This is a genomic window from Bradyrhizobium sp. Arg816, from assembly GCF_029989365.1.
Classification (GTDB): domain Bacteria; phylum Pseudomonadota; class Alphaproteobacteria; order Rhizobiales; family Xanthobacteraceae; genus Bradyrhizobium.
The window spans coordinates 911,427-931,163 of sequence record NZ_JAPRAQ010000001.1 but is presented as its reverse complement, the minus strand read 5'-3'; the positions used below and the strand labels follow the sequence as shown (position 1 = coordinate 931,163).

Sequence of the window (19,737 nt, the reverse complement as noted above, 5' to 3'; positions counted from 1 at the left end):
TCAGTCCTCATCGCCGGGCTTGGAAAGCTCGGCCTTGAGGGAGAAGGTATTCGAGCTGGCGACGGTCTCGCCGGCGGAAAGTCCCGAGACGATCTCGACGACGGCACCATCGCGCCGCCCCGGCACGACGTCGCGCTTCTCGAAACCTTGCCTGGTCCGGACGAAGACCGCCTTGCGGCCATCGACGGTCTGGACGGCGGCAAACGGGACGGCGACGGCCACGTCGCGGCGCTCGACCGCAATGCCCGCGGTGACGAATGATCCCGGTCGCCAGCGACCATCGGGATTGGGCAGCGAGGCCACGACGCGAGCAGAGCGCGTCTCCCTGTCGAGCAAGGGACTGACGAACACGATCTTGCCGGCGCCGGTCTCCGAGAGGCCCCGCAGCGCGATATCGACCGGCTGGCCTTCCTTCACCAGGGGCAGGTCGGTCGAGGAGACCGCCAACTCGACCCAGACGCGGCTGAGGTCGACGATGACGAACAGCTCCGTTTCGAGACTGTCGCGCCCCACCGCCGTGCCGGATTCGACCTTGCGTTCGGCGACGCGCCCGGAGATCGGCGCCCGGATGTTCTGACTGCGCAGCGATCCGTCGGGCGCCTGCGGCAGACCGGCGATTTCGGCATCGGTGACGCCCAGCGCCATCAGCTTCTGGCGTGCGATGCCGAAGCGCATTTCAGTCTGCGCCGCCGCGTTGCGCGACTTGATGTATTGCTGCTCGGGAACCGCGCGCCCCTCCCAAAGCGACTTGTCGCGCGCCGTCAGTTCCTGTTGCAATTCGTTGGACAGTCTTGCCGAGAGGTATTCACTCTTGGCGTCGGCAACCTCGCGGCTTTCCAGAACGCCAAGGACCTCGTCCTTGACCACATCGTCTCCGATGTTCTTGCGCAGTTCGGCGACCGTGCCGGAGAGCTTGACCGAGACATGGGCGACCCGCCCGGCGTCAGGCACGATGGTGCCGGGCACCATCAGACGCCTCGCGATTGGAGCGGGGCCCGCCTCGCGCAGTTCGATCTCGGCGAGCTTGATGCGCTCGTCGTCCATGACGATCACAGCCGGCTTTCCTTCCGGCTTTGCCGGTGCGGACTGTGCGAACGCCTGCGAGGTGACGTTGGTGACGGCGAGCAAAACCGACAGGATCGCTGCAGCGGAACCGTGGGCCAAAAACATCGAAAGCTCCGCGCTACAAGTATCGCGAAATCGCCTTGAACTCGGCGAGAACGCTTTTCGTCGACTTGCCTGAGCCGCCGTTGGCGGCTGCATCCAGGCAATGGTCGACGTGATCGTGGATCAGGGCCTTCTTGGCCTCGGAGATCGCCTTCTCGACAGCATGGAGCTGCTGGGCGAGGTCCAGGCAGGATCGTCCGTCGTCGAACATCGCGATGACCGTGCGCAGGTGTCCTTCGGCGCGCTTCAGGCGCTTGACGATGTGCGAATGACTCTCGTGTACGTGTTGCGTCATGGTTTATCCTATCCCCTGGGAGGGGATAATCCATAACGACTGCGCAGCCAAGGCCTCCCGCTGGGCGGATTGCCGCAGCACGGGAGGTTGCGCTCCGCAGGAACCTGTTTGCCGGGTGAACGCCCCAGTGACAGCTAAGCTAGTTGATGCTTGTCGAACACGCGCAAACTCGGGTTGACGGCCTGAGGGTCTGACGGCTCGGCAATATTTTGGTTCGAAAGGGAGGCTTGGTTCCGGTGGCTTGCCAATCCGGAGCATCCATCCGCGGGTGAGAAAATCGCCGGAAACGAGGGCCTTATCGCCGCTTCGCTGCCTTTGAAGTCCCGGTGAAGGATTTAAGCAGGCGCAGGTCGCTCGCGGCCTCCGCGAGCAGCCAGTCACGAAATGTCGCAATCTTCGGAAGTGACGCGGTCGCCTTGGGGCAGACGATCCAATAGCTCTTCGACAATGGCACTGACTCCGGGAAGGGCAGCGCCAGCCGTCCATTGATCAGGTCCCAGGCGCCCAATGTCGTGCGGGCCAGGGCGATGCCCTGGCCGTTGATTGCGGCATCGATGACCATGCTGGCGCGATTGAGCACCGGACCATGCGTGACATCGGCGTCGTCAATGCCGACGCCACGTAGCCAATCTGCCCAGTCGGATCTGCTGTCGAGGTGGATCAGGGGAAATCTCAGGATATCCGCGACCCCGCCGATGCGGCGGCGTCCCGACAGCAGCTTGGGACTGCATACGGCGAAGAGCCGTTCCGTGCAGAGCCTTGTGGCATCGAGGCCCGGCCAGTTTCCATCGCCATGGCGGACCGCAAGATCGACCTCCTCACGCGCAAAATCGACGTGATGCATCGTTGCCGAGACGCGGAGATCGATTTCCGAATGCGCTTCCGCGAAATGGCCGAGGCGATGCACCAGCCATTTGGCGGCAAAATCCGGGGACGTGCTGACCGTGAGCACGCCTGCGTTCTGTCGCTGCAACAGCCGCTCCGTACCCGCGGCAATTCGGTCCAGCGCATCGCGTATCACCGCGAGATAGTCGCGACCCGCTTCCGTGATGATCAGGCGCTGGCGCTCGCGGCTGAACAGCTTGATGGCGAGCTCCGTTTCCAACGCCTTGACCTGATGGCTCACCGCACCTTGCGTGACGCACAGCTCTTCGGCGGCCCGCGTGAAGCTCTCGTGGCGGGCTGCGGCTTCGAAGGCCTTTAGTGCGTTCAGCGGTGGCAAACGCGGGCGCATGACGAACCTTCCTGAGGGACTTCATGAGAAAAATTGGGGCTGGCCCGAGAAACGATGCTTTGCGAACTTTGCCCTGCCGGCCCTATGCAGGCGGGCCACGACACGAAATCATGGGATTTGGAGGCAATAAATGTCAATACCTATTGCCGATCGCGGTTTTCCGGCGCGAGTTCGACGCAGTGCGGCGGCCGCGGATCATAAACAAAATTCATGGCAGCCGTTGATCGGCAGATGGCTTGCCCGTATCGAGCGGATAAATCAGCGCGACGATCTTCGCGCGATTGCCGACAATCCCCATCTCCTTGCCGATCTCGGGCTCACTCGGGAAGAGGCCTTGGAGCAAGCGAACAAGCCGTTCTGGCGCTGATCGAACCCGATCGACAGCAAGCGAACCGGGAGGAGAAAACATGTCCGAGACCATCGTTTACGGCTTTCCCCGCAGCACGTTCGTCAACATCGTGCGGCTCGTCCTCACCCACAAGGACGTGGCCTACCGCTTCGAGGACCTCGAGCCCGTGATGGGCAGGAGCGAGCATCTCGCGCTCCATCCGTTCAACCGCGTTCCGATCTTCCGGCACGGCGACTTCACCGTCTACGAGACGCGCGCCATCGTCGGCTACATCGACGAGGTGTTCGCGGGAGCACGGCTGACGCCGCAGAACCCGCACGCGCGGGCTCGCATGAATCAATGGATCGGTGTCGTCGATTCCTACGTCTATCCCTACATGATCTACCATGTGACCCACGAGCGGCTGGTGTTTCCCGAGCTCGGGATTGCATCCGACGAGAAGGTGGTGGCGCACGCACTGCCCAAGGTCGAGACCGCACTCGTGGCCATCGAGCGCGAGCTCGCCAATGGTCGGGACTACCTCCTCGGTCCAGAACTCTCGATCGCGGATTTCTACCTTTTGCCAAGCACCTTTGCGTTCAGCCTGACGGAGGAAGGCAAAGCCATGTACCCGAAATATCCGGCCTTCTGTCGATGGCGGGAGCGCATGGAGAGCCTGCCGACGACGCAGAAGCTGCGCGCGATCCTGCCGCCGCGCGCGCCCATTGCGCATGCCCGCGAGTGGGCGAAGTCGCACCGCCCGAGATATTGATCTAGGCTTGGACTGACACTGGGGGCAGGGACTTTCCGCCAGCTACCCGACGCAGTGGATTGCGTTTTCGAGCGGCGGGGGACGACGGTGATCCTTAGATCACGGTAACCTGTGCTACGACATGAAAAAAGCGCGGCGGATTGCTCCGCCGCGGGTGTTACGAACTTTCGATGTTGCCATCATGCCAGTGTTTTGCCCGACGTGTCAAAGGCGGCCAAAATGGTCTCGCTGCTGAGGTCGCGCTGCTGCTGATCGGTCGTTCAAATTAGCTAGCAGTCTCAATGCCCCCACTACTGTGCATGGGGTTGTTTTTCATGTTTTTGTTTTGAGCGTGCCCAAACGGCCGGGCGTCAACGCCGTCCGCGCGGTGCCTCGGCCTTGGCCGGCGCTTCTGTCTGCGGTGCGCAGGTCGCAGCCTGGAGCGAGCTTTGCGCCTGCTGCATCAGGCCGGGCTCGGCGGCGAGCGCCTTCATCACGATCAGGCCGGTGGTAGCAGGGGAATCGATGATCAGGCGGTCGGCCGCGGTGATCTCTTCGTCCTCGGGCAGCTCGTTGTGCTGCGGCTCGGTCATGAGGTCGAGCTCGATCACCTTCTTGCCGGCGGAGCGGTCGTTGATGGCGTAATAGGCGATCTCGTTGCGGGTGTAGAACGACACCGAGGTGTAGGCCTGGCTCACCGGCACCGTGAGCTTGAGCGGCCCGCTTGTGAGGTCGTAGCGGCAGATCGCGATCGCGAAGGCCGGGTCCATGAACGGCATCGGCGAATTGTTGGGATCGGCGAGGGGAAGCTGCGTCACGGCGTTGAGCTTGGTCATCGGCGTCAGCCGCGAATAGGCGTCCTGTGTCGCGATCCGCGGCAGCGCCAGCACGCTGACGAGATGGACCACGAGGCCCAGCACCACGCCCGCGACGATTGTGAACAGCAGGCGGATCATGAGCAGCCCACCGTCTTGATCGTGGGCATCGGCGCATCGCGCTGGGTGCGCGTCGCAACCCCGACAGGGGTGTCGTAGAGGCGCAGCATCAGCGCGTAGCGCTCGATGCCGCCGGTCGGCAGCCAGTTGCCGGCGCGCGAGCGCGAGGCGATGCGGATCTCGAACGAGCCGTCGGACTGCCGCACGATCTCCTGGCTGGTGAAGCCATAGCGCTGCAGCGAATTGGCGACGAGGTGGCCCTTGCGGTCGTACAGCGTCAACGTCCAGAACCGCGCCGGCGGCGTCACGCCGGAGACGACGACGTCGCAGCGGCCGTCGAGCGCCTTTTTCTTCTCGTCGGCGGTCGCGGTGAAGGCGACGCCGTCGCCGGTGCCGATCGGCAGCTCGCCGTTGCGCACGATGGTGGCGCGCGAATAGGGATCGACGTCGGCGGTGCCGGTGCGGGGGCGGGCGGTCCAGGGGCCGATGGTCAGCGCGCCGATCTCGGTGCCGCGCGTCGTCGTCATCCAGGTCGCGCCGACGCCGACCACGCTCGCGAGCAGAAGGGCCGTCAATGTGATCAGGATCAGCCGCACGGGTTTCGATCAGTTCTTGCGCGGGACGGATGCATTCGCATTCTCTTCCGCATAGTTCTGCGGGAAGGCGAGCGCGCTCGTCGACGAGGCCGGCTTGGCCGCGTTGGCGTCGTTGCTGGTTGATTTGGTCGCGGTCCTGGCGGCGTCATCGAGCAGCTTCTCGACGCGCACCAGGACGTCGGCGCCGCGCTTGGTCAGCACGGGCGGCGGGCCGGGCTTGGTCTCCAGCACCTTCGGTGCCGCATTGGCCTGCGCTGCCACCGGCTGCGGCGGCAGCTTCTGGCCCATGCCGATGCCGGGGATTTCCCGGACCTCGACGCCCTGATGCGCGGCGACCATGATGTCGTGCCAGGTCTGCGCCGGCAGCGAGCCGCCGGTCATGCGATTGGTCGGCGAATAGTCGTCATTGCCGTACCACACCGCGCAGGTGAAATTGCCGGTGTACCCGACGAACCAGGCGTCGCGATACGCATTGGTCGTGCCGGTCTTGCCGGCGGTCGGAATGCCGTCGAGCGCGGCGCGGCGCGCGGTGCCTTCGCTGACGACGTGACTCATCATGCCGGCCATGTCGGCGGCAACGGAGGCCGGGATCGCCTGTCGCGGCTTCGGACCGTCGCGGTCCCAGCGCCAGACCGGATCACCGGCGCCGGTGCGCACTTCCAGCACCGAATGCGGCGTCACCGCCTTGCCCCGGTTGGGGAAGGTGGCGTAGGCGACGGCGTGCTCGAGCACGGTGACTTCGTCCGAGCCGATCGGCAGCGACGGCGTATCGGGCAGCGGCGCCTTGAGGCCGAAGCGGCGGGCGACCTCGACGATCTTGGCGCGGCCGAGCTTGGCCGGGTTCGGCGCCTTCGGCTGTTCCTTCTGGCCGATCGCGATCGACAGCTTGACGGGCACGACGTTGATCGAGCGCGTGATCGCCTGCGTCAGCGTCACCGCGCCGGAATAGGAATGGCCATAGTTCTGCGGACACCAATTGCCGATGCAGACCGGACCGTCGACCACGATCGAGTTCGGCGTGAAGCCGTTGAGGAGCGCGGTGGTGTAGACGTAAGGCTTGAACGACGAGCCGGGCTGGCGGTAGGCGTCGGTGGCGCGGTTGAACTGGCTCGCGCCGTAGTCGCGGCCGCCGACCATGGCGCGGATGCCGCCGTCGAGATCGGAGACGACGGTCGCGGCCTGCGTCGCGTGATAGTCGCGGCCGAACTGGCGCAGCTGGTTCTCGATCGCGTCTTCCGCGGCCTTCTGCACGTTGGCGTCCATCGCAAGGCGCACCACGAAGACGCGCTCGGTGTACGACTTCGGGAAGGTGTCGACCAGCTTGCGCATCTCGTCGAAGGCGTAGTCGAGATAGTAATTCGGCGAGGCCTCGTCGCGGCGATCGACTGCGAAGGCCGGGTTGCGGCGGGCGCCGAACACCTGTCCCTCGGTCATGAAGCCGGCATCGACGAGATTGTCGAGCACGACGTTGGCGCGGGCACGCGCCGCGGGCAGGTTGATGTGCGGGGCGTATTTTGTCGGCGCCTTGAACAATCCGGCGAGCATCGCGGCTTCCGCCAGCGTCACGTCGCGCGCGGATTTGTTGAAATAGAAGTGGGCCGCGCCGTCGACGCCGAACGTGCCGCCGCCCATATAGGCGCGGTCGAGATACAGCTTGAGGATCTCGTTCTTGGTCAGGCGCCATTCCAGCCAGACCGCGAGGAAGGCCTCGTTGACCTTGCGCTCGATGGTGCGCTCGTTGCTCAAGAACAGGTTCTTGGCGAGTTGCTGGGTGATCGAGGAGCCGCCCTGGCGGACGCCGCCGGCCTGGGCGTTGGTGACGAGCGCGCGCGCGGTGCCGGCGATGTCGATGCCGAAATGCTCGTAGAAGCGGCGGTCTTCGGTTGCGAGCGTCGCCTTGATCAGCACGTCCGGAAAGTCTTCCAGCGGGATCGAGTCGTTGTGCTTGATGCCGCGGCTGCCGATCGGGTTGCCGTAGCGGTCGAGGAACGACACCGCGAGGTCGGACTTCTTCAGCCAGTCCTCGTCCGCGGTCTCGCGGAAGGCGGGGATGGCGAGCGTGAGCATCACGACCAGGCCGCCGAGGCCCAGCGTCGCGGCCTCCGACAGCGGCTCGATGAACACCCAGCGCTTCCACCGCCCGACATAGAAGCGGTCCATGAAGGTCGAGTAGCGCTCGTAGAGCTCGCGGATACCCTTGGCGGAGGAGAACAGCGAGGAATCGATGCGCGCGTCGAGATCCAGAAAGAAATTCCGGATGCGGCTCTTCCAGTTGGATGGTGTGTTCTGGACCACCTAGAACCCTTGAGGCTCGGTTCGACAGCGTTCAGGCACCCGGCCGGGCGGCACCGAGACGTCTTGAGGGAATGTTACGGCAAACCCAAGGCGCCGGTTTCGCGTCCGAGGGGACTTGCTGTTCCTTCTAGCCGAGCAGGGCCTATAAACCAATGGTCAGGCTCGCGATTTTGAACAACAGGCCTAATTGACCCCGGTTCATTACGGGCCTCAATTGGGCGTTGCTTGCAGCGTCCCGGCCGCACGCCGTAGATGGAACGAGCCGTAGCTCTTTCGAACCCTTGTTGAGACGCATGACCGCAGCTCCCAAACGACCTTCAGGCCAGGAAGGATTCTTCTGGAAAACCAAGACGTTGGAAGAGCTGTCGACGGCCGAATGGGAGAGCCTGTGCGACGGCTGCGGCCGCTGCTGCCTGAACAAGCTCGAGGACGAGGATACCGGCGATATCTATTTCACCCATGTCGGCTGCAAGCTGCTCGATGCCGGGACCTGCGGGTGCAAGGACTATCCGAATCGGTCGGCCAAGGTTCCCGACTGTGTCCGGCTGACCCCGGCCAATGTCCGCACCCTGAACTGGCTGCCGCCGAGCTGCGGCTACAAGCTGGTCGCGGAAGGGCGCGACCTCTATTGGTGGCATCCGCTGGTCTCGGGCGATCCCGACTCCGTTCATGAAGCCGGCGTCTCCGTCCGCGGCCGGGTCGAGGGCAGCGAGGAGGAGATCCCGGACGAGGAGCTCGAGGACCACATCGTGCAATGGCCGGCGCAGCTGCCGAAACGGGCACGCCTGAAGCGACGTCCGAAGGACTGACCCGCCTGCGACGTCGGATCACGTCATCGCGATGACCCCGCGGCGGGATGCACCCATGCGCCGCGGTGCCTGCCTGAGAAGAACTTTCCTCTCTACATTGCCTGCATAGAACGAATCCTTCGCGGCGTTGCGCCGCCTCACGGCTTCCGATCGAGATGAACAAGTTCGACCGGCAGAGCAGTTCTGCCGACATTCAGGCGTTGCCTGACGACATTGCCGAAGAGCTGTCCCGCCTTCCCAGCGAGGTCTTGAGCGTCGACGACGCGCCCTCGCTCGCGCCGCCGGCGCCGTTGTCGCAGGACGAGGTCCGGACCATCGTGATCAGCCTGATGCTGACGATGTTCCTGGCTGCGCTCGACCAGACCATCGTCGCGACCGCGCTGCCGACCATCGGGCGCCAGTTTCACGACGTCTCCAATCTCTCCTGGGTCATCACCGCCTATCTGCTCGCCTCGACCGCGGTCGCGCCGGTGTTCGGGACGCTGAGCGACATCTACGGCCGGCGCGTGATGATCATCATTTCGCTCAGCCTGTTCGTCGCCGGCTCCGTGCTGTGCGCGATCGCGCCGAGCATGCCGATGCTGATCCTGGCGCGCGGCCTTCAGGGCCTCGGTGGCGGCGGCATCATGCCTGTCGTGCAGACCGTGATCTCCGATATCGTCTCCCCGCGCGAGCGCGGCCAGTACCAGGCCTATTTCTCCAGCGTCTGGATGGTCGGCGGCATCCTGGGCCCGGTCATCGGCGGCGTGTTCGCCGAGCATCTGCATTGGTCGATGATCTTCTGGATCAATCTCCCGCTCGCGGCCGCAGCGATCGCGATGCTGCTGCCGAAGATGAAGAAGATTCCGGTGTTCCACCGCAAGCGCAAGGTCGACTGGCTCGGCGGCGTGCTGCTGATGGCCTCTGCGGTTGTCTTCATGCTGGTCCTGACCTGGGGCGGCACGCGTTATCCGTGGCTCTCGCCGACGGTGCTTGCGATGGTGGGCGGCGCCGTCGCGCTCGCGGTCACCTTCGTCTGGCACGCACGGCGGGCCGACGAGCCGTTCCTGCCGTTGAAGCTATTGACGGGTTCGGTGGCGCCTTTCGCCATGACAGCCGGGGGCTGCGGGCTCGGTGCGATCACGGGCCTCACCGTGCAGCTGCCACTCTATTACGAGTCGGTCTACCATCTCAGCGCCAGCGAGGCGGGGCTCGCATTGATTCCGCTCGCGGCAGTCTCGACCTGCGGCGCGGCGATTGCCGGCCGCACCATGGCGCGCGCGAAACACTACAAGCGCGTTGCCATCATCGGCACGTCCTGGGCCGCGCTGTGCGGCCTCGGCCTCACGGTCACCACCTTGCCGCTGTGGGGCTTGCTGACGCTGATGGCCGCGTTCGCGCTCGGGCTCGGCACGACCTTCCCGGTCTGCGTGGTCTCGCTGCAGAATTCGGTCGCGCGCCCGCAAGTCGGCACCATCACCGGCGCGATGAACTTCTTCCGCTCGCTGATGTCCTCATTCACGGTCGCGGCGTTCGCGGCGATCCTGCTGATCGCGCTCGGCGCCGACGTCCCGCTGGCCGGCGAGCATCATGCCGCCGGCGCCGTCGTCATTCCCGCCGACGACATGCGGCACGCCTTCCGCTACGTCTTCGGCGCCGCCACCGCGCTGATGACCACCGCTGCGCTCTGCCTGATCATGATGGAGGAGCGGCCGCTCGCCGGCCCCTCCGTCACGCAGCAGGTGGAGATGGCGGAGTAGGGGTTAGCCGCCGCGATCGGGATCGTCGTCGGCATCACCCGCGCTCGTCTTTCGCGCCTTCGCCGCAAGCTGTTCCTTGAGCCGCGCGAGTGCTTCGGCGGACCAATCATTGACATCTGTCACCGCGACCCAGGCATCGACGTAATGCTCGGGCGCGTAGACGTGGCCAAAGCCCATCGGCGTCGCGGTCGCGACCGCCATGTCGAGGGCGAGCTGCAGCATCGTCACGACAGGATACCATCGCAGCTCCGGCGAAACGTCAGGCCCGCGCGGCGCATTCATCCAGGCCGGCGCCCGATAGGCGTCGCGGTACGCGAAGAAGGTAATCGCGTCGCTGGCATATTGCAGATAGACGACGCGCATCGGCCCCCAGGGCGTATCCCGCGGCACCGTCGGTCCGTTCTGGTTCATGAAGCGGACGAGGCGGCCGTCGCGAAATTCCGGCAGCCAGGCCGGCGATCCCGGATTGCGGTTCGCGGTGACCGAGCGCCAGATGCGGCTCTCGAACGGCGCCCCGCTCCACAGCGCGCCGCCAATGGGATCCCCGATCGTCTCGAACAGCTCCGCGGATTTCTCCGAGTTCATGGCGCCGAGGCTCAGTCCGTGCAGATACAGCATCGGCCGCTTGTCCTTCGGCAGCGTCGTCCAGTAGCCGTAGATTTCCGCGAACAACGCGCGCGACGCTTCGGCGCCGTATTCGGGCTGAAACAGCAGCGACAGCGGGCTGTTGAGATAGGAATACTGCATCGCGACGCTCGCGACATCGCCATGGTGGAGATATTCGACCGTATCCATCGCCGCCGGATCGATCCAGCCCGTGCCGGTCGGCGTGATGACGATCAGGATTTTGCGGTCGAAGCCGTGCTGGCGCTTGAGCTCCTCGAGCGCGAGCCTAGCGCGCGCTTGCGCGGTGTCGCGGCTGCCGAGCCCCACATAGACGCGCACGGGATTCTGCGCGGACCTTTCCGTGACGGCGCTGATCTCGGCTGCGGTCGGGCCTGAGGCAATGAACCGGCGTCCCATGCGCCCGAGCTCCGTCCATTTCACCAGCGACGCAGAACTCCCCGTCCGACCGGGATCGGTCGGCTGCGGCCGCTCGGGCTCGAACAGAACATCGAGTTCGCGGAAGGAGGAGTCGAGTGCGTTGAACGCCGTGCGGATCAGGACATTGCTGGCGATCGACCAGAACAGCAGGGCCGCGGCGAGCAGGCCGATCACGTTCGCGACCTTCCGTGGAACGAGGCGTCGTATGCGCGCGGCGAGAAAGCGGGCGACAAACGCGAACAGCCGCCCCAGCGCCAGCAGCACGACGAACGTGATCAGGGCGATGGCGCAGACCTTGAGCGGATGGGCCGTCTCCACCGGCGCCATCTTCATCACGGTGCGGATCGAGTTCTGCCATTCGGCGGTGCGCCCGAGGGCGAGGATGACGACGAGCAGGCAGCCGACTGCGACAAGCGCATTCGCAATTGATCTTGCGCGCGCCGAAGGCTCGGGCAGTTCGAGATAGTGCCACAGCCGGCGCCACAGGACACCGGCGAAATAGCCGATCGCAAAGCAGCCGCCGGCGAGGGCGCCTTGCGTGAGATAGCTGCGCGGGATCAGCGTCGGCGTCAGCGCGGCCGCGAAGAACAGCGCACCCAGCGTGAGGCCGACGCCGGACAGCGACAGCAATTGTCGCCGAATGAGCCGCGCTGGATTCATGAAACCACCTCGCGTCCCTTGCCGCGACACCTCGGACTAGTTGCTGGCAAAGAACCCCAGCAGCACCGGCGCGCCTTCTTTCGTCTCCTGGATGCCGCAACGGATCGCGGGCACGATTTCCCCGGCGTCGTCACCCCCTCGCCATAACCGCCGAAGGCGCGCACCATCATAGTTGCAGGAGATGTTGGTCGAGCCAAGTTTTTCGATGTTGGCGGGATAGCCGGAGAGGATCGCGATCCCTGCGCCTCATGATTTCCGCGATCGCGGTGCTGAGCTTCATGGTGTCACTCTCCCCGGACGAGCCGGTTGATCCGGTCGATTGCTCTCTAGAGGGGCAGGAATCGGAGAGACGGTAAAGCTCGGCCCAATGCGTAGGGGGTAGGTCAGCCATGCCCAGGTGGCCGCCCGCTGCGGCAAGCAGCGCGGCGTCGGCGACGCGCGCGCTACTTACCTGACCAAGATTATCCAGCGGCTACGATGTCCGTACCACCCCGGGAAGCGAAGCCTGGGGCTGCGGTTCCTTCTTGAGCGCAAACTGTGCCGCAAGCGCCAAACCAAAGGCTGTGAAAAACGTCGTGCCGGTAGCAATGAATTGTAACTTGCTCGCAACCCAGACCGCATCGGGTGGCGCAGTCAGGGACAATAGGTTCGGAAGCAACAGGAAGACCGTTCCGACCGCAAAGGCGAAGCAGTTCAGCAATCGTCGCCGCAGGGTCGCAGCAGAACTGTCGATGTCCGGCAGATCGGAGCAGGACTGTCTGTCCAGATAATAAGAGATATAGACCGAGACGAGCGCCGGCCCCAGCCCCCATTGCAGCATTTTGAAGTAGAGGTCGGGATACGGCAACTGGCTCAGCGATGCCTGGCCGAAATAATGAACCGCAACGGTCAAGCCCGTTGGCCCGATGACAAACGACACCAGGAAGGTCCAGCAATATGTAACCAGATGCGACTGGTTGGCATCGACTCCCAATGCACTCAAGATCCATCGCAGAAGCAGCACCACGATGATCGCGAGCCCGTAGTTGCAGAGTGCATACAGCACCCACGCCAGCAGGCGGTTCGGGTCCTGTCTCAGAACGATGCCCTGGCCGTCGATGAGGTCATAAGCGACGGCCGAAACGATGACTCCGATGTAGACCGAGAAGATCAGCGCAATGGCGTAGATGATCCAGTACCGCAAGGGATTGGTTTGAGCCGTGGCGTCGACGTCTATTCCAAACTCCTTGGCTTCGGCGCACAAATTGTTTCTAGCGCCGTTGCGGTAGATCAGATAGCAGGCAACGAGTCGGGCACAATTGTCGTGAAGTTCCGTGACGGTCTGAGGGAACGTTGTTAGATCCAGGTCCGGCGCAGTGCCGGACTTCCATCGACCCATCGTATACGACGCCCACTGAGATTTTTGAATGAGCTGGTCGAAGCCGAAGCTGTCCTCGGTGAAGAAGATCGCATCCTTTCCGGCTTCGCGGCGCTGCATCAGCCACCACTTCATGTAGCAGATCTCCGCCCACATCCGGTCGGGCGTCGGCAGACTTTTATGAAAGTCCGCCGCTGCCACTTCCGGCGCGCTCGCGATGACTTCAGCAATTGCTGCAGCTGGTACGCGCAGCGAGAATCGTATCTGCGTTATGATCTGCTTGACGAGTTGGGGAACGCTGATCCAGATACGGATGACGTCGCGCATCATCAGAAGCGCGTTCCACTCGGCCTCCTTGGTGAGAAGGTACAGGAAGACGGCGCCCATAGCGGCGACGACGATCAAGTAGGGCGGTGATTGGGCCTTGACTGCCTCGAGGATGACGTCCGGAATTGCCGGCACCAGCGGGGCCAGCATGATCACTTGCCGATTCTCGTGAACGAGCAGTAGGAAGAAGCCGCAGGCGAACACGACGAAGGCCGAGCTTCCGAGCAGGTATTGCCGGTGGCTCGTCATGTACTTCGGAAATGTAGGGACGTCGGCAACGCGAACGGCTCGGCCGAATGCTTGCCATGCCAGTCGGGCCGCCACGATCAATCCCAGCAACGTGATCGCCCATTGTGCCACTTGGGGAAGCAAGTCGCCGGCGGAGTCGCCCCCCTGATCGGCGAGGGCAGGGCTACAAACCAAAATAAAAATAGATGTAATGATGAAAAGAACAGAACCTGCCATTTCCGAAACTCCCCTATTGCAATGAGGCGCAGTCTCGAACTGGTGGACCCTTAAGGACCTGCCGGGACGCTACACCCAAACGCGGGGGTAGTGTGTGAGGCAGTTCACACGCATCACGTCGTCGCATCCCACAGCCGGTGCCACAGGACACCGGCGAAATAGCCGATCGCAAATGAGCCGCCGGCGAGGGCGCCTTGCGTGAGATAGCTGCGCGGGATCAGCGTCGGCGTCAGCGCAGCCGCGAAGAACAGCGCACCCAGCGTGAGGCCGACGCCGGATAGCGACAGCAATTGTCGCCGGATGAGCCCGGCTGGATACATGAAACCACCTCCCGGGCGACGCTATCCTCTGGTCGGGTCCGGAAAGCTGCTCTTTCGCGGCAACACGATCGTGAACTCGGTGAACGCGCCGGGCTCTGTCGTGACGTCGATCGTGCCGCCGTGCTGCTTCACGATGATGTCGTGGCTCATCGACAGCCCGAGACCGGTACCTTCGCCGGCCGGCTTGGTCGTGAAGAACGGATTGAACATCTTCGCCTTCACCTCTTCCGGAATGCCGGTGCCGTTGTCGCGGATGCGGATCTCGATGCTGTCGCCGCGGTCGCGGGTCGCGGCGATCACCACCGGCTCGTAACCGGCGCCGCTGCCCATCTGGCGCCTGGTCACCGCATAGAAGCCGTTCGAGATCAGGTTCAAGAGCACCCGGGAAATCTCCTGCGGAAACACCTCGGCTGAACCTGCCGCCGGGTCGAGCTCGCTCTTCAGCGTCACGTCGAACAGCGGCTTCTCGGCACGCGCGCCGTGATAGGCGAGGTTGAGACTCTCCTCGACCAGCGCGTTGATGTCGCTCAGCCGATGCTCGCCGCCGCCCTCGCGCGAATGCAGCAGCATGTTCTTGACGATGGAATCGGCGCGCCTTCCGTGCTGCACGACCTTTCCAAGATTGTCCCTCAGCAGCCCCGTCAGCTCGTCGACCTCCGCGCGCAGATCGGCGGCGAGCGGGACGGGCGCAAGCACCTCGTTCAGCTCGTCGGTCAGCTCGGCCGAGAGCGAGGCAAAATTGTTGACGAAGTTGAGCGGGTTCTTGATCTCGTGCGCGATGCCGGCGGTGAGCTGGCCGAGCGAGGCCAGCTTTTCGGTCTGGACCAGACGGTCTTGCGCCGCGCGCAAATCGTCGAGCGATCTGGCGAGCTCCCGCGTGCGGTCCTGCACCTCGTTGAACAGGCGGGTGTTCTCGACCGCGATCACGGCCTGGTCGGCAAAGGTCTTGAGCAGGCTGATCGCCTTGTCCGGGAAAGGGCCGGCCTCGGGGCGCGTCACGCCGATGGTTCCGATTGCAATCCCGTCGCGCAGCATCGGAATCACGAGGATGCTGCGATAGCCGCGCGTCCGCGCCAGCTCCCGCATCGCCTCCGTGAGGTCGGGCTCGTTCTGCATGTCGCTGCGGAAGGCGTATTCACCACTCGTCGCCACCCGGCTGTGAATGCCCGATGCCGCAAGCGGCGCCGGGAACGAGCTGCGCAGCTCCGCGTTGCCGGCCTCGTTGTCGGTGGTGAAGGCGGCCAGATGCAGCATGCCGTTGATGACGCGGGTGACGGTGGAGGAATGTCCGCCGACCAGCGCCTTGGCACTGTCGGAGATCGCCTGGAACACCGGCGTGACGTCGGCCGGCGAGGCCGCGATCACCTTGAGGATGTCGGCGGTCGCGGTCTGCCGTTCCAGCGCTTCCCGTGTGGCGTTGAACAGGCTGACATTCTTGACCGCGATCACCGCCTGGTCGGCGAAGGTCTGCAGCAGCCGCACATGATGCTCGGCGAACGCGCCGGTCGTCCGCCGCGTGGCGATGATGACGCCTTTGGCCTCGCCCTCGCTCATCAGCGGCGTGAACAGCATGCTGCGAAAGCCGCGGGCGCGCGCGATGTCGCGTGCCGCCGGCTCGAGCTCGGTATCCGGCAGCTGCGCCGATTCACCATGGGCCGTGAGCTGGTACGCCGGGAACTGCGCGAACGGCACCGGGAACGAGGCCTGGAGCACGCGGTCGCCGGCCGGATCGCCCGGCGTGAATGCCACGAGGTGCGCGGCGCCGTCGATGTAGCGGAGCACGGCGGTGGTGAAGCCCCCGATCAGCCGGTTGGCGCTGGCGGCGATGGCGTCGAACACCGGCTGCACGTCGGAGGGCGAGCTCGCCAGCACTTTCAGAATGTCGGCGGTCGCGGTCTGCCGTTCCAGTGATTCCCGTGTCTCGTTGAACAGGCGCGCGTTCTCGATCGCGATCGCGGCCTGGTCGGCAAAGCTCTGTTGCAGCGCCATCTCGTCATCGGTGAAGGGCGCGAGGCGGTCGCGGTAGACGATCAACGCGCCGATCGCCTTGCCTTCAAGCCGCAGCGGCGAGCCGGACATCGAACGCGTGCCGGCGGCGCGAACGTGAGGCATGCCGGGCCAGTCGGAGATGGCCGGATCGACATTGTCGAGATCGGGGACATGAACCTGCCGGTTCTCGGCCACGATGGTGCCGGGCATGTTGCGGCCGCCGATCTTGAGCTGGGCGAGCGGCACGCCGGCGCCGACGCGCATGGAGCTGTCGCCGACCCGGATGACCCTGGACCACCCGTCGCCTTCCGCAATGTGAATGGTGGCGCTCGGCGCGCCGAACAGATGCATGGTCGCTTCCGCGATCTGTTGCAGCGAGCCCTCCGCATCGCCCGAGGAGTTAGCGATGGTGCGCAGGATCTCCATGCTGGCGTTCTGGCGGTCGCGCGCAATGGCAAGCTCGGCTTGCAGGCGGGCATTCTCGGCCGCTTGGGATCGCAATTGCCGTTCGAGCTCGGCGGCCTTGTCCTGGGGAGGCGCGGTCATTGATAATCCGGCTAAGCGCCGCGGCGTATGCGGTACCAAGCCCGATTATCACATCTCTTGCGGCTGGAGCCAGCGCCGAGCCCCCGCCTTAGTGCAAACGGCTCAAGTCCCCGGCCGCGACACCTCGGTCTCCTTGCTGGTGATGAACTCCAGCAGCACCGGCACGCCTTCCTTCGTCTTCTGGATGCCGCGCTTGATCGCGGGGATGATGTCCTCCGGCCTCGTCACCCGCTCGCCATGGCCGCCGAAGGCGCGCGCCATCGCGGCATAGTCGCCGGAGATGTCGGTCGAACGATATTTCTCGGTCGAGATCGGCATCACCTTCAACTCGATCGCCATCGAGAAATTGTTCAGCAGGATCGACATGATCGGGATGCGCTCGCGCACCGCGGTCTCGAAATCCATGCCGGTGAACCCGATGGCTGCATCGCCCCACACATTGATGCAGAGCTTGTCGGGCTTTGCGAGCTTTGCGCCCATCGCCAGCCCAAGGCCGTAGCCGAGCTGCGTCGTCTTGCCCCAGCCGAGATAGGTGAGGGGCTCGACCGCCTTCCAGAACGGCGAGAGCTGGTCGCGCGGACTGCCGGCATCATGGGTGATGATGGTGTTCTTGATGTCAACGGTGTGCTGGAGGTCCCAGAGCACGCGATAGGGGCTAAGCGGCGCGTCATTGCTGGTGAGTTTCGGCATCCATTTCGCCAGCCACTCCTTGTGCGAAGCGGCGATCTCGGCCGCGACCGCAGATGCATCGCGATCCTTCGTGACCGTCTTGCCGATCTCCTCCAGCAGCGCATCGAGCACGAGCCCGGCATCGCCGACGAGGCCGATCCTGGCTTCCACATCTTTGTTGAGATGGTTCGGATCGAGCGTGGAGTGGATGATGGTTTTTCCCTTGGGCATCGCGATGCCAAAGCTGGTCTCGGTGAAGGAACAGCCGATGCCGAAAATGACATCGGCCTCAGCGAGGAATTTTGGAACAGCGCGCGGCACCGCAAGGCCGCCCGAGCCCAGCGACAGCGGATGCGTTTCCGGGAACGATGATTTGCCCCCTAAGCTGGTGGTGACGGGAATGGCGAGCCGCTCGGCGAGCCGCTTCAGTTGCGGCCAGGCCTGCGCGTAGTGCACGCCCTGGCCGGCATAGATCACGGGGCGCTTCGCGTTGACGAGCAGGCCCGCTGCCTCCTTCACATGAACAGGATCGGCGCCGTAGCGCGTGCGCAGCACCGGCGTGTAGTTCAGCGGCTCCGGCACCTCCTCGTTCCACATGTCGGCGGGGATCTCGACAATGACGGGCCCGCCGCGGCCGTTCTTGAGCTTGGTGAAGGCGCGGCGGAAAATGTTGGTGACCTCCGCAGCCAGGATGATCGGCTCGGACGATTTCGAAAACGCCTTCATTGCCTCGCTGGAACTGAAGTTCGGCTCGATATGCGCAAGCCGCCTCTGATAGCCCATCGGCAGCACCAGCACGGGCACGGATTCGCCATAGCATTGCGCAACGCCGCCCATCGCGTTCTCCGCGCCGGGCCCGTGCTGCATGCAGAACGCGCCGATCGAACGCCCCGACGTCACCCGCGAGATCGCATCCGCCATGTGCACCCCGACGCGCTCCTGCCGCACCATCACCGGCCGGATCTCCGCCTTGGCCGCGTGCTCGATCAGATGGTTGACTGGATAGCCGCAGAGGATCTCGATCCCCTCGCGCTTCATGATTTCCGCAATGGCGGTGCCGAGCTTCATGGCGTCTCTCTCCTCAGGCGCAGGCCGGTTGGTCCGGCCGATTGGGGAGAGAGGATCAGGAATTTGCGGGAGGGTAAAGCACGGGCAGGCGACAGTCGCGGTAGGTCAGCCATGCAGCGCGCTGCCGCAGCCGCTACGGCCGCCGGTCGGCTTCGCCAATGGCTGGCAAACGTCCTATTTGCAGTTTTTGCAGATCGTCAGCTTTCGTTTCAACGCCTCATCTTCCTGATCGACCGACGACTGCCCGGTAGTATCCGGATTGGACTTGGAGGCCTTTGCTGCGCGTGACCTCACATGCGGCGTCACCTGGCTCGAGGCGTCGTTGTCGTCCACGGTGCCTACGCTGAAGCCATCGTAGTCGGCGGCCGGATTCGGCACCAGCGGAGGGCCGCCGATCACGGGTGGCGAAGCCTCCCTGCCGGATGTCGCCGGCGGAATTCTGGAGGTTTTGGCGCTCGCGCGCGGCGGCGATGCATTGGGCGGAGCAAGCGAAACCGGAGGCGCGACCGAAGTCTGTCCTCTCGCGCTGTCGTGCGACCAGGCGCCGACAAACATGAGGCTGAGAGCCAAGACCGTCACGCTTCGCATCCGCATCCTTCAAACAGCTCCGGTCCAATGATTGAGCATGGCCCGTCGAACCACGCCGGGCCGAAGACTATCAGGACTCAAAAGGCCGTCAAAGCGCGGGAGCGCAAAGATGTGGTTGCTTGAAGGACGTTGCGTAGCGTCCGGGACACGAGTTTGAGTGCGCTACGGGCCACCCACCGCTATTGCGAGCGCTGCGAGGTAATCCAGAATTCCTCCGCGGAAGGACCCTGGATTGCGTCGCTATCGCTCGCAGTGACGAGATCCGGGAGGAAGCGTGCGCCGACGGCCGCGCCGGGTCGGCGCGTGCAGGGACGTCGCCTCAGGCCAGGGCAGCCGTTACGAGGCGGCCTTTACTTCAGCGACGAGCTGATCGAGTTGAACTTGTTGTTGAGGAGCTGGCTGCCCGTGTTGTTCACGACGGTCACGATCGCCAGCGCAATGCCGGCGGCAATCAGGCCGTATTCGATGGCGGTGGCGCCAGTCTCATCGGCAAGGAAAGACCTAAGCAAAGTCATTGCCAACTCCTCTTCATCCGATCCAATGTGTGGCAGCGTC

General features: G+C 64.4%; 16 protein-coding genes and 1 pseudogene. 4 read left to right on the top strand and 13 right to left on the bottom strand.

What is annotated here, in order from left to right; genetic code table 11:
- The 3 genes from OWC48_RS04270 to OWC48_RS04260 all read right to left on the bottom strand — a co-directional run bounded on the left by OWC48_RS04270 (position 1) and on the right by OWC48_RS04260 (position 2,696).
- Positions 1-1,170 (bottom strand): efflux RND transporter periplasmic adaptor subunit, encoded by a 1,170-nt coding sequence (locus OWC48_RS04270; protein WP_282518823.1) that lies wholly within the window; start codon positions 1,168-1,170, stop codon positions 1-3.
- Between the two features lie 13 nt (positions 1,171-1,183).
- Positions 1,184-1,462 carry a metal-sensing transcriptional repressor gene (locus OWC48_RS04265; protein WP_282518822.1) on the bottom strand — a complete coding sequence of 93 codons (279 nt, stop codon included), beginning with the start codon at positions 1,460-1,462 and terminating at the stop codon, positions 1,184-1,186.
- A 295-nt stretch (positions 1,463-1,757) separates the two neighbouring features.
- Positions 1,758-2,696 carry a transcriptional regulator GcvA gene (locus OWC48_RS04260; RefSeq protein ID WP_282518821.1) on the bottom strand — a complete coding sequence of 313 codons (939 nt, stop codon included), beginning with the start codon at positions 2,694-2,696 and terminating at the stop codon, positions 1,758-1,760.
- 130 nt (positions 2,697-2,826) lie between these two features.
- Here OWC48_RS04260 and OWC48_RS04255 point away from each other — a divergent pair, with 130 nt between their 5' ends.
- Together OWC48_RS04255 and OWC48_RS04250 are read left to right on the top strand one after the other, a co-directional pair.
- Positions 2,827-3,063, top strand: coding sequence for a DUF1127 domain-containing protein (locus OWC48_RS04255; protein WP_282518820.1), 237 nt, complete (start codon positions 2,827-2,829; stop codon positions 3,061-3,063).
- 40 nt (positions 3,064-3,103) lie between these two features.
- A complete protein-coding gene (locus OWC48_RS04250; protein ID WP_282518819.1) occupies positions 3,104-3,796 on the top strand; it encodes a glutathione S-transferase family protein in 693 nt (230 codons plus the stop codon).
- A 350-nt stretch (positions 3,797-4,146) separates the two neighbouring features.
- On the opposite strand, the gene OWC48_RS04245 is transcribed toward OWC48_RS04250, so the two are convergent.
- From OWC48_RS04245 to OWC48_RS04235, 3 genes are read right to left on the bottom strand one after another with little or no spacing between them, the layout of a single operon-like run.
- Positions 4,147-4,731 (bottom strand): DUF1254 domain-containing protein, encoded by a 585-nt coding sequence (locus OWC48_RS04245; RefSeq protein ID WP_282518818.1) that lies wholly within the window; start codon positions 4,729-4,731, stop codon positions 4,147-4,149.
- Positions 4,728-5,306: a DUF1214 domain-containing protein gene (locus OWC48_RS04240; protein WP_212482826.1), complete on the bottom strand. Its 579-nt coding sequence runs from the start codon at positions 5,304-5,306 to the stop codon at positions 4,728-4,730. Before OWC48_RS04240 ends, OWC48_RS04245 begins: the two co-directional genes overlap by 4 nt.
- A gap of 9 nt (positions 5,307-5,315) precedes the next feature.
- Positions 5,316-7,601 (bottom strand): PBP1A family penicillin-binding protein, encoded by a 2,286-nt coding sequence (locus OWC48_RS04235; RefSeq protein ID WP_282518817.1) that lies wholly within the window; start codon positions 7,599-7,601, stop codon positions 5,316-5,318.
- A 293-nt stretch (positions 7,602-7,894) separates the two neighbouring features.
- Between OWC48_RS04235 and OWC48_RS04230 the strand changes: the two genes are divergently transcribed.
- Positions 7,895-8,410: a YcgN family cysteine cluster protein gene (locus OWC48_RS04230; RefSeq protein ID WP_282518816.1), complete on the top strand. Its 516-nt coding sequence runs from the start codon at positions 7,895-7,897 to the stop codon at positions 8,408-8,410.
- 155 nt (positions 8,411-8,565) lie between these two features.
- The gene (locus tag OWC48_RS04225; RefSeq protein ID WP_282518815.1) at positions 8,566-10,149 is read left to right on the top strand and encodes an MDR family MFS transporter; all 1,584 of its coding nucleotides are present in this window, start codon (positions 8,566-8,568) and stop codon (positions 10,147-10,149) included.
- Between the two features lie 3 nt (positions 10,150-10,152).
- Here OWC48_RS04225 and OWC48_RS04220 read toward each other — a convergent pair whose 3' ends face one another.
- The 7 genes and pseudogenes from OWC48_RS04220 to OWC48_RS04190 form a co-directional block, all read right to left on the bottom strand.
- The gene (locus OWC48_RS04220) at positions 10,153-11,853 is read right to left on the bottom strand and encodes an alpha/beta-hydrolase family protein (protein ID WP_282518814.1); all 1,701 of its coding nucleotides are present in this window, start codon (positions 11,851-11,853) and stop codon (positions 10,153-10,155) included.
- A 472-nt stretch (positions 11,854-12,325) separates the two neighbouring features.
- A complete protein-coding gene (locus OWC48_RS04215; protein ID WP_282518813.1) occupies positions 12,326-14,002 on the bottom strand; it encodes a hypothetical protein in 1,677 nt (558 codons plus the stop codon).
- Between the two features lie 128 nt (positions 14,003-14,130).
- Positions 14,131-14,322: pseudogene (locus tag OWC48_RS04210) on the bottom strand (alpha/beta-hydrolase N-terminal domain-containing protein); the annotation flags it as partial.
- A gap of 21 nt (positions 14,323-14,343) precedes the next feature.
- Positions 14,344-16,857 carry a GAF domain-containing protein gene (locus OWC48_RS04205; protein WP_282518812.1) on the bottom strand — a complete coding sequence of 838 codons (2,514 nt, stop codon included), beginning with the start codon at positions 16,855-16,857 and terminating at the stop codon, positions 14,344-14,346.
- A 102-nt stretch (positions 16,858-16,959) separates the two neighbouring features.
- A complete protein-coding gene (locus OWC48_RS04200; protein WP_282518967.1) occupies positions 16,960-18,636 on the bottom strand; it encodes a thiamine pyrophosphate-requiring protein in 1,677 nt (558 codons plus the stop codon).
- 132 nt (positions 18,637-18,768) lie between these two features.
- Positions 18,769-19,182, bottom strand: a complete 414-nt coding sequence (locus OWC48_RS04195) for a hypothetical protein (RefSeq protein ID WP_282518811.1) — start codon at positions 19,180-19,182, stop codon at positions 18,769-18,771.
- Between the two features lie 350 nt (positions 19,183-19,532).
- Positions 19,533-19,697, bottom strand: coding sequence for a Flp family type IVb pilin (locus tag OWC48_RS04190; protein ID WP_014496710.1), 165 nt, complete (start codon positions 19,695-19,697; stop codon positions 19,533-19,535).
- Between the last annotated feature and the right edge of the window lie 40 nt (positions 19,698-19,737).